Raw genomic sequence first — 8,348 nt, 5'->3', positions numbered from 1 at the left:
GGAGACAACGATTGGTCAGCTAGTAGAAAGGTTTAATATTCAGCGAACCAAAGGCAGAACACTATGGAGCTTGACTAATCGAATTACCCGCAAGCTATTATCACACAGTTTGTGTGTATTATTTAATAGGAACCAAGGCAATGCTCCTCTTCAGTTAGCTAAATTAATAGGCTAAAAAGTCGAGCATCGCGTTAAAGTATTAAATAAATCTAAAACTATCTTGACTGATATTGGGTTTTCTTGCGAAGGTGGCGTCTTTTCGCTAGATAGATTGTTAACTTGCCAATCGAATGAAACGTCACTTTTATCTTCAGCGAACTCCGTTATTTCTATCTCACCTGCTGGCAATAAAGTACAGATAAGAGAGTCAGTCACGGAGCTTTCTTTTACTGGACTTAAAAGTAATTCTTCCAAGCAATCTAAAGCAATTAAATACTTATACAATGGTCTGAAAGCAGAGAGCCAGTGGTATATCAACATGCGCTAATTGTTAACCAATTATTACATTTTGGTTTCATTTTTGATTTATAAAAATAATGCTTGCGCTCAGAATATTTTTTTTGATATTAATAGCTTGACTTTTATCAATGACAGAACCAGCTAGAAACTGATTAATTAGCAAATTCACAATTAGAGTAACGCTAATTAGAACCTGGATGCTTGCCTCTTTACTATAGAGAAGTTATCCGTAAAAAATTTAGTTAAATCAGCTTTATCATTATTTGGCTGCCTGTCAAAAGATAGAATATCTATCTCTTTTTAATATGTTATTTTGCAACATAATTTAAGCTAGTATTTCTCGCACTAATAAACACCAAAAGTGTATTAGCGTGTTCGTTCCAAAAGAATAATAAATGATCGCGGTATGTATATCCAATGCGAATGGTTTTTAGGTGCGGCCATCGAGTGACGAAGCCCCATGAGCCTATATTAATAGGTGATTGGGGTGAGGAGAGAAGATAACAAAACCTAGAAATCATTCGTGAAGGTTATAATAGCTGAAATTTAACAAGCTCAGCAAACATTGTCGCCTAGCCTGTTGTTTGTAAATCATAACTAACATGTGTAATAAAACAAACAAAGCATATTTTTTCAAAGAGCCTACTTGGTTTGGAGTCAGATAATATTGTTATTATTTATATAATTCAGTATTTAAAATATTAATAATATTATCTTCACTAATGAAAACTATCATCCTTGCCTACCAATTAGGTAAATATCAAGGAGCGTTAAATGAGAAAAACATTAGCAGGCTTTGTATTATCATGCCTATCCTCTGTAACCCTTGCTCAATCAGAGTTTGTAGAAATTGCCCCCATCACTCGAGAGCTAGCTAAAGATATTGCTTTGCAGAGTGAAGTAATAGATAACCAATTACGTCAAAATATTCACCGCTATCAACAATCTTTGAGCTTACAACAGCTTACATCTGCAACTAATAACCAAAGCTTAAGTAAAAAAGTTTCAGCTGCAAACCTATCTCTTTCTGAGCGCAAAGGCATTGCTACCTACGAAGACAATTTATTACAAATTAGGTTAGCCGATAAGTCTATGCTTGCTGATTGGGAAGCAGGTGATGACTGGCTCGTAGCATACGTACCTGATGGTAATGAGCAAAACTGGTCAACTATCGAGGCATTTGATAAAGATGGTAATGTGCATTATTTAGACCCAAATGAAATGCCAAATATGCCTGTTTTTGTAATTGATATAAATAGTAAAAAAGACTTACAGGCAGGTTTGAAAGTACTTAATCAAGAAATTGCAAAAGCAGGACTAAAATTTAACAAAAAAGATCTTCCTCAATATAGCAGTGCTGCAAATAATCAGAGAATGCGTGAAACCGCTAAGCTCACTGAGATTAGATTAAACAATGATCATGAACCCTGGGTGCTTGGTAGTTCAGAAATCTACGCAATTGTTTCAGGCATTAATCCATCTAAAAAAGAAGCTGTTCTCAATGTTGTTGACATGCCTTATTTAGATGAAGACAAAAAGACCTATTACCCAAATCAAATCATGTTGATGTGGGGTCAATATCGTTTTGGTGCTGCTAATATCATGCTGTATGAGCATGACGATAACTACAACTATAAGGAGCTTTCCAAGCAGCTTATTGGAGCTGTAAGCAAAATCGTCTCAGCCGCAGGACAACCAGAAATAGGTCTACTCATAGGTATTGGTCAAGCGATTGTTGAAGCAATGCCTGATCGCTGGTTCAGTAATGAAGATGACTATGTTGACTCATTCTATACCTTAGAAAGAGCAAGATCTTATAGTGGTTACTATGGAGCATCAGGTAATGCTCAAATAACCCTGGTTCCTTATACATTACCCAAATAAAAGTCGATTAAATTGTACTGCTCATGCTGTCCTAAACAGATTTTGATTAAACGTGTTAGGACAGCAAACCTTTATTCAGCACTAGTAGAAAAAGTTTGATCAATCAATTTAGTCTGCTTGTGCTGTAACATAAGCCTAATAACTTCACTTCCTTTTAGTTCACCCACTCCTGCCGGAGTCCCGGTTAAAACAACATCGCCAGGTAGTAAAGTAAATTCTGTTTTAATGTTTTCTAATAATGCTGTAGCTGAAAACAGCATACCCTTCGTCACACCATGTTGCCGCAAATTACCATTAATCCAACAATAAAACTCAATATCCTCTAGAGACCAGCTTGAATCAAAATGCACAAATTTGGTTATTGGACATGAACCATCAAAGGCTTTTGCCCTCTCCCAAGGATGCCCTTTTTTCTTTAGCTCTGCTTGAATATCTCTAAATGTTAAGTCTAAGGCTAAGCCTATCCCTACAATCGCCTCGGTTGGCTTAATGCCTGAATTTATCGATAAAGGCTTGCCAATCAATAACGCAAGCTCCGTCTCATAATGTAATCTCCCTTTACTTACAGGTAGCTTTACAGAGGACGTTACCTCACTATAAGCTGTTGCGGGTTTCATAAAGAGTAATGGCTGCTCTGGTACTGGGTTATTCAACTCAGCAGCATGATCTGCATAGTTACGTCCAACGCAAACAATTTTTCCTAATGACCATTCAACCTTTTGTCCATTCTCCCACCATAGTGATTTAGTCACATACCCTCCCAACTTTTTGATGGTTTAATGAAAAGAGGAAAATTGCCAGATGAGTACTTCCTGGCATATTATCTTTATAAATACATTAGCTTTTAGGATGACCGCTATGACGCCAAAACGTTTGCAACCAGACATGGATGAGCTTCTGAAAGTCATTGATGATGTAGAAGCAGCTGATGAGTGTACCACTGCAGAATTACGTCAAATCGCTGATGAAATAAATACAGCTATCAACGCTCCTGAAGCTGAGCCACCGATTGAAGCGCTTAAACACCGTCTAGAAGAAGAAGCCATTAAATTCGCTGAAAGTCACCCCGCTATTGCTTCTGCAACACGGCAAGTGCTGGATACTTTAAATAATATGGGTATATAACCCTAATGAGACGCTCTCTGTCTGACAAAAAATAATCGCTGTGCCCAAATGAACACTTCACAGGGTACAGCTGATTAACTTTGCTTCCAGTTACATATCAACCAATTTCCCGGGATTCATAATATTATTTGGATCAAAAATCCGCTTGATAGCCTTCATGTACTCAATTTCTACTGGGCTTCGTGTGTATTGTAGGAAGTCTTTTTTCAACAAGCCAACACCATGCTCCGCCGACACCGAACCTTGATATTTTTCCACAATTTCAAAAACCCACTGGCTGACATGGTGACACTTTTCTATAAAGCTCTCTTGGTTGAGCTGCTCTGGCTTTAAAATATTCAAGTGAATATTGCCATCACCAATATGGCCAAACCAGATTATTTCAAAGTCAGGATAATGTTCGGTAACAACCCGCTCTACTTCAGCAAGAAACGCAGGTACTTTAGACACAATTACTGAGATATCGTTTTTATAAGGTGTCCACTCAGCAATAGTTTCCGAAATATCTTCTCGGCAACGCCAGAGATTCTGCAATTGAGTCAAGCTTTGGCTCATCACCCCATCCATGACCCAGCCTTGCTCCAAGCATAGTTCAAAAACCTCCATTGCCTGTTCAGCAAGTTGCTCATTCAAGCACTCAAACTCCAGCAACGCATAGTAGTCTACTTGAGTCTCAAAGGGGCGTTGGACATCGCCTTTTGCCACTACTTTTTGTAGCGCTTTCTCTGAAAAGAACTCGAATGCTGTTAAATCAATCTTTTGTTGAAAGCTATTTAATACATTCATAATTGAGCTCATATCGGGCACACCCAGCAGTAAAACCGTAAGGTCTTTAGGAGGTCTCACAAGTTTCATTGTTGCCTCAACAACAAAGCCTAAGGTACCCTCACCTCCTATGTATAGCTGGCGTAAGTCATAGCCTGTATTATTCTTAACCAGATCTTTATTCAAAGAAAGTAACTCACCTGTACCCGTTACAACTTTCAAGCCTGCTACCCAATCCCGGGTCATGCCATAACGAATAACTTTTATCCCACCCGCGTTTGTTGAAATATTCCCACCAATCTGACTAGAGCCAGCAGATGCAAAGTCAACCGGATAAAAAAGCTCATGCTCTTCTGCAAATGTTTGTAACTGCTCTGTGATCACTCCTGGCTCACAAACCACAGTCCTATCAATCGGATTGAAATCTTTAATGCTATTCATATAGTCAAAAGCAACAACAACTTCACCATCTGCGGCTACTGCACCACCACTTAACCCTGTCCTACCACCTGAAGCAACAAGTTGTACTTTATGCTTATTAGCAAATCGAACCAATGCTTGCACTTCAGGAATACTTCTGGGAAATACAATAGCTAGAGGCGCCGGGCTAAATACTTTCGTCCAGTCCTTACCATAAAAGCTAAGTGATTCAGCATCAGTGAGGACCTTACCTTCCACAATAATATCTTTTAGTTGAGCTATGATTTCCGGTTGACTCATTGGTTTACTCTCAATAACGTTGACTTACTCACGATCCTTATTCCTACTCAGCTTTTCTCATAGTGCGACTGAATAAGTTTCATCCTTTTACTTGCTCATAATTCTGACACACTATGTTATGATTATCCCCCCTTATAGTTTGCGAAATGAGCCATCGATGCAGAGAACATAGCCAAATACACCAACTTTGTTTCTTGTTATGCTCAAACTTACTATTTGTTAAACAGGACTTTCTAATAAATGGATTTAATCGGTGTGTGCAATCTGCTGATAATAATAATGCTTACCATGTAAGCTCGTTGTACCGGACTATGGGAAACCTATTGCTCTCTGATGAACACTATGACCATGGTAACTTCCTGATATGGCCACTACATCTTTGCAAAAAAATAAAATTAAGTTTTTACTGTTGGAAGGCATACATCCTTCTGCTATCGAGTTGCTTAATGCCAATGGCTACACCAATGTGGAACACCTCTCAACTGCGCTATCAGAAGAGGAGCTTATAGAAAAAATTGCAGATGTTCATTTTATTGGCATACGCTCGCGCACACAGTTAACTCCCAAAGTGCTTGAGGCTGCTAATAAGCTCAATGCAATTGGCTGCTTCTGCATTGGCACAAATCAGGTAGACTTATCCTCCGCTCAAGAAAAAGGTATTGCTGTCTTCAATGCACCCTTTTCCAATACCCGCTCAGTTGCAGAGTTAGTTTTGGCTGAGGCAATTCTGTTACTAAGGGGAGTTCCAGCTAAAAACATGAAAGCCCATCGTGGTGGTTGGGAGAAGACGGCAGCGAATGCCTATGAAATTCGCAATAAAAAGTTAGGTATTATTGGCTATGGCAACATTGGCAGTCAGTTAAGCGTTATGGCCGAATCTTTAGGTATGGAAGTTTACTTTTATGATGTTGTCACTAAGCTTCCGCTCGGAAATGCTACCCAATTAGCAGATATGAAAAGCCTACTGGGTCTGTGTGATATTGTTACACTTCATGTCCCTGAAACTCCATCGACAAAATATATGATTGGGCCAGACGAGATTGCGGCCATGAAACCTGGTAGTGTACTGATTAATGCTTCTCGTGGCACAGTGGTCAATATAGATGCATTAGCTGAAGCCTTGCGTAGCCAAAAACTACTAGGTGCTGCGATTGATGTATTTCCTATAGAACCAAAGTCCAACAACGAAGAGTTTATCTCTCCACTAAGAGGTATAGATAACGTTTTACTAACACCACATGTTGGAGGAAGCACTGTAGAAGCCCAGGAAAATATTGGGAAAGAGGTTGCAGAAAAACTTGTGAAGTACAGCGACAATGGTACGACAATTACTTCTGTTAACTTCCCTGAAGTTGGCCTACCTTCACATCCTGGACAACATAGAATCCTTCATATTCATAAAAATATTCCTGGTGTACTCTCAGAAATTAACCGGATATTCTTTGAAAATAACATTAATATAAGTGGACAGTTTCTTGATACCAAAGATAAAGTGGGTTACGTAGTAATTGATGTTGAAGCAGAACAGAGCCAAATAGCCCTAGAAAAGCTTCAACATGTCAATGGCACAATCCGCTGTCGTGTGCTTTATTAATTAAGATCTGATATAAAAAAGCCAGTTATTTATTCTGGCTTTTTTATTATCTTAAGTGCTTTATTTATTCTCTACCAAAGGCTGTTCACTGACTTTTTCAGTATCCTCTTTTTTATTGCGCATAAACCAGCGTTCCATTGTTTTAGAATCGCATTTTGCGACTACATAAGCCAAGCCCCAAATTAACAATAAACTAAATATCAATCTTACAAATAAAATTCCTGAAATATGTCCACCTAATAATGAAGTTAAAATAGTGTCTTCTATTAAACTATGACATATAGACAACAAACTCATTGCTAAAAAAATATCTTTTGCAGAAACATGTCCTTTATTGGCTTCTTGAATTAAGAGTCCACCACCAAAAGTAAGGCCTAGCGTCACTCCTACAATAGTAATAGTTGTTGCTTCTTCCGCAATTCCAATTCTTTTTAAAATAGGCTTCAAAAGAAATATCAAAACCCTCTCAACCCCAATCAAGCGTAATATTTTTAGCAAGGTCACCAACGAAAAAATCACACCTACAATTTTAATTAAATTAAGTGTTTCATTTTTAGCCCAGCCTAACCAGGAATGATCTATCTCTTGAGGCTCAAAGATAATAACATTTGCGTCTTGCAACCAATTCCCACTGCTGTAAATCAAATGCAGCAAATAGGCGAATATAAAAGCACTAATTAACCTGAGTAAGACAACAAATATGACTCGCAAACCTGCCAGCTGAGTAATTCTCACCTCAATTGGCAAGCCATGCGCTAACAACATCAAAGCGCTAAGCACAGTCACTTGGGCCACCGTCATCGGCTCTTGCATTGAAAAGAAAATAACCATACCACCATAAATATTGGTTACAATCGTAGTAGCCCATACCAGCCCCATAGAAGATGGCAGTCCAATCAGCCCCATTAAAGGCTCTAGCGCCATACTGAAGTATTCAATGAAGCCAAGCTCCTGCATTATCTTTACGATAATCAATACAGGTATCATGACTTTAAAAAGAAGCCAGCTAAGGGAAAATGTATCTTTGATTATTTCTTTAATAAAGGCGTACAACTTAAACTGTCTGTCCATGCCAATCATCTCTACAGCTAACGCTAGCGTCTCGTCCGTGTTCCATTGCTTCTTGAAATAATACCCCACCAAGTCCAGTGGCTATTCAGTTTCAAGGTTTGCTAATAAACATAATCAACTTAGTTTTCTGATGGTACAAAACACGGCACAGATATAAGCGAATAAGAAAGGAAAATAAGTATATCGACAAGTGATAGCATCACTTCTTACTACGACAACTAAATTATAACGAGAACTGTGGCAAGTTTAGAAGAGGCTTTTTTATTACAGCCAAAAGAATAGGTATTAAGCAGGTCTTTTAAGGGTAAAACAAAGAAAGAAGACAGGTGAACTAAACCGGCTGAGCATCCCTAACGATTATCTAAGCCCTATGTCATTTCAGCTTAGTAAACAGCCAGCTTTTTTACGCGTTATCCCTAAAAAGTAAAAAGCCCTGGTACAGTGTACCAGGGCTTCCAATAAGCGCTTGACGATGTCCTACTCTCACATGGCGAAACGCCACACTACCATCGGCGCTGAGCAGTTTCACTTCTGAGTTCGGGATGGAATCAGGTGGTGCCCACTCGCTATCGTCGTCAAGCATAAACCTTTAGCAGAATCGTAACTACAACTCACTCAAATCACTTTGGCGTTATATGGTCAAGCCTCACGAGCCATTAGTACTGGTTAGCTCAACGCCTCACAACGCTTACACACCCAGCCTATCAACGTCTTAGTCTTAAACGGCTCT

General features: G+C 38.8%; 6 protein-coding genes, 2 rRNA genes and 1 pseudogene. 4 read left to right on the top strand and 5 right to left on the bottom strand.

The window, feature by feature from the left end:
• Both F607_RS36190 and F607_RS0122425 read left to right on the top strand, forming a co-directional pair.
• Positions 1 to 175: pseudogene (locus tag F607_RS36190) on the top strand (IS982 family transposase); the annotation flags it as partial.
• A gap of 1,058 nt (positions 176 to 1,233) precedes the next feature.
• A complete protein-coding gene (locus F607_RS0122425) occupies positions 1,234 to 2,343 on the top strand; it encodes a DUF3103 family protein (RefSeq protein ID WP_027709864.1) in 1,110 nt (369 codons plus the stop codon).
• A gap of 71 nt (positions 2,344 to 2,414) precedes the next feature.
• Here F607_RS0122425 and F607_RS0122420 read toward each other — a convergent pair whose 3' ends face one another.
• Complete coding sequence (locus F607_RS0122420; RefSeq protein WP_027709863.1) at positions 2,415 to 3,095, bottom strand: fumarylacetoacetate hydrolase family protein; 681 nt, start codon at positions 3,093 to 3,095, stop codon at positions 2,415 to 2,417.
• Between the two features lie 49 nt (positions 3,096 to 3,144).
• Between F607_RS0122420 and F607_RS0122415 the strand changes: the two genes are divergently transcribed.
• Positions 3,145 to 3,468 carry a DUF4404 family protein gene (locus F607_RS0122415; protein WP_084611378.1) on the top strand — a complete coding sequence of 108 codons (324 nt, stop codon included), beginning with the start codon at positions 3,145 to 3,147 and terminating at the stop codon, positions 3,466 to 3,468.
• A gap of 90 nt (positions 3,469 to 3,558) precedes the next feature.
• Here the strand turns inward: F607_RS0122415 and F607_RS0122410 are convergent, their stop codons facing one another.
• A complete protein-coding gene (locus tag F607_RS0122410; protein ID WP_027709861.1) occupies positions 3,559 to 4,953 on the bottom strand; it encodes an FAD-binding oxidoreductase in 1,395 nt (464 codons plus the stop codon).
• Between the two features lie 364 nt (positions 4,954 to 5,317).
• Here F607_RS0122410 and serA point away from each other — a divergent pair, with 364 nt between their 5' ends.
• Positions 5,318 to 6,547, top strand: coding sequence for a phosphoglycerate dehydrogenase (gene serA / locus F607_RS0122405; protein ID WP_027709860.1), 1,230 nt, complete (start codon positions 5,318 to 5,320; stop codon positions 6,545 to 6,547).
• A 60-nt stretch (positions 6,548 to 6,607) separates the two neighbouring features.
• Here serA and F607_RS31175 read toward each other — a convergent pair whose 3' ends face one another.
• The 3 genes from F607_RS31175 to F607_RS0122390 all read right to left on the bottom strand — a co-directional run.
• Entirely contained in the window at positions 6,608 to 7,627 is a 1,020-nt protein-coding gene (locus F607_RS31175; RefSeq protein ID WP_051311743.1) for a hypothetical protein, read from the bottom strand.
• A gap of 455 nt (positions 7,628 to 8,082) precedes the next feature.
• Positions 8,083 to 8,198: ribosomal RNA gene (rrf, locus tag F607_RS0122395) — 5S ribosomal RNA — on the bottom strand.
• Positions 8,199 to 8,253: 55 nt separating this feature from the next.
• Positions 8,254 to 8,348: ribosomal RNA gene (locus tag F607_RS0122390) — 23S ribosomal RNA — on the bottom strand; the annotation flags it as partial.

This window comes from Zooshikella ganghwensis DSM 15267 (assembly GCF_000428585.1).
GTDB lineage: Bacteria > Pseudomonadota > Gammaproteobacteria > Pseudomonadales > Zooshikellaceae > Zooshikella > Zooshikella ganghwensis.
Note: the sequence above shows the minus strand (reverse complement) of the source record. Positions and strands in the feature narration are given on the sequence as shown.

Excerpts from the sequence above, each read along its gene's own strand:
- F607_RS0122425 (WP_027709864.1), top strand. The coding sequence starts at position 1,234 with ATGAGAAAAACATTAGCAGGCTTTGTATTATCATGCCTATCCTCTGTA.
- F607_RS0122415 (WP_084611378.1), top strand. The coding sequence starts at position 3,145 with ATGAGTACTTCCTGGCATATTATCTTTATAAATACATTAGCTTTTAGG.
- F607_RS0122410 (WP_027709861.1), bottom strand. The coding sequence starts at position 4,953 with ATGAGTCAACCGGAAATCATAGCTCAACTAAAAGATATTATTGTGGAA.
- serA (WP_027709860.1), top strand. The coding sequence starts at position 5,318 with ATGGCCACTACATCTTTGCAAAAAAATAAAATTAAGTTTTTACTGTTG.
- F607_RS31175 (WP_051311743.1), bottom strand. The coding sequence starts at position 7,627 with ATGATTGGCATGGACAGACAGTTTAAGTTGTACGCCTTTATTAAAGAA.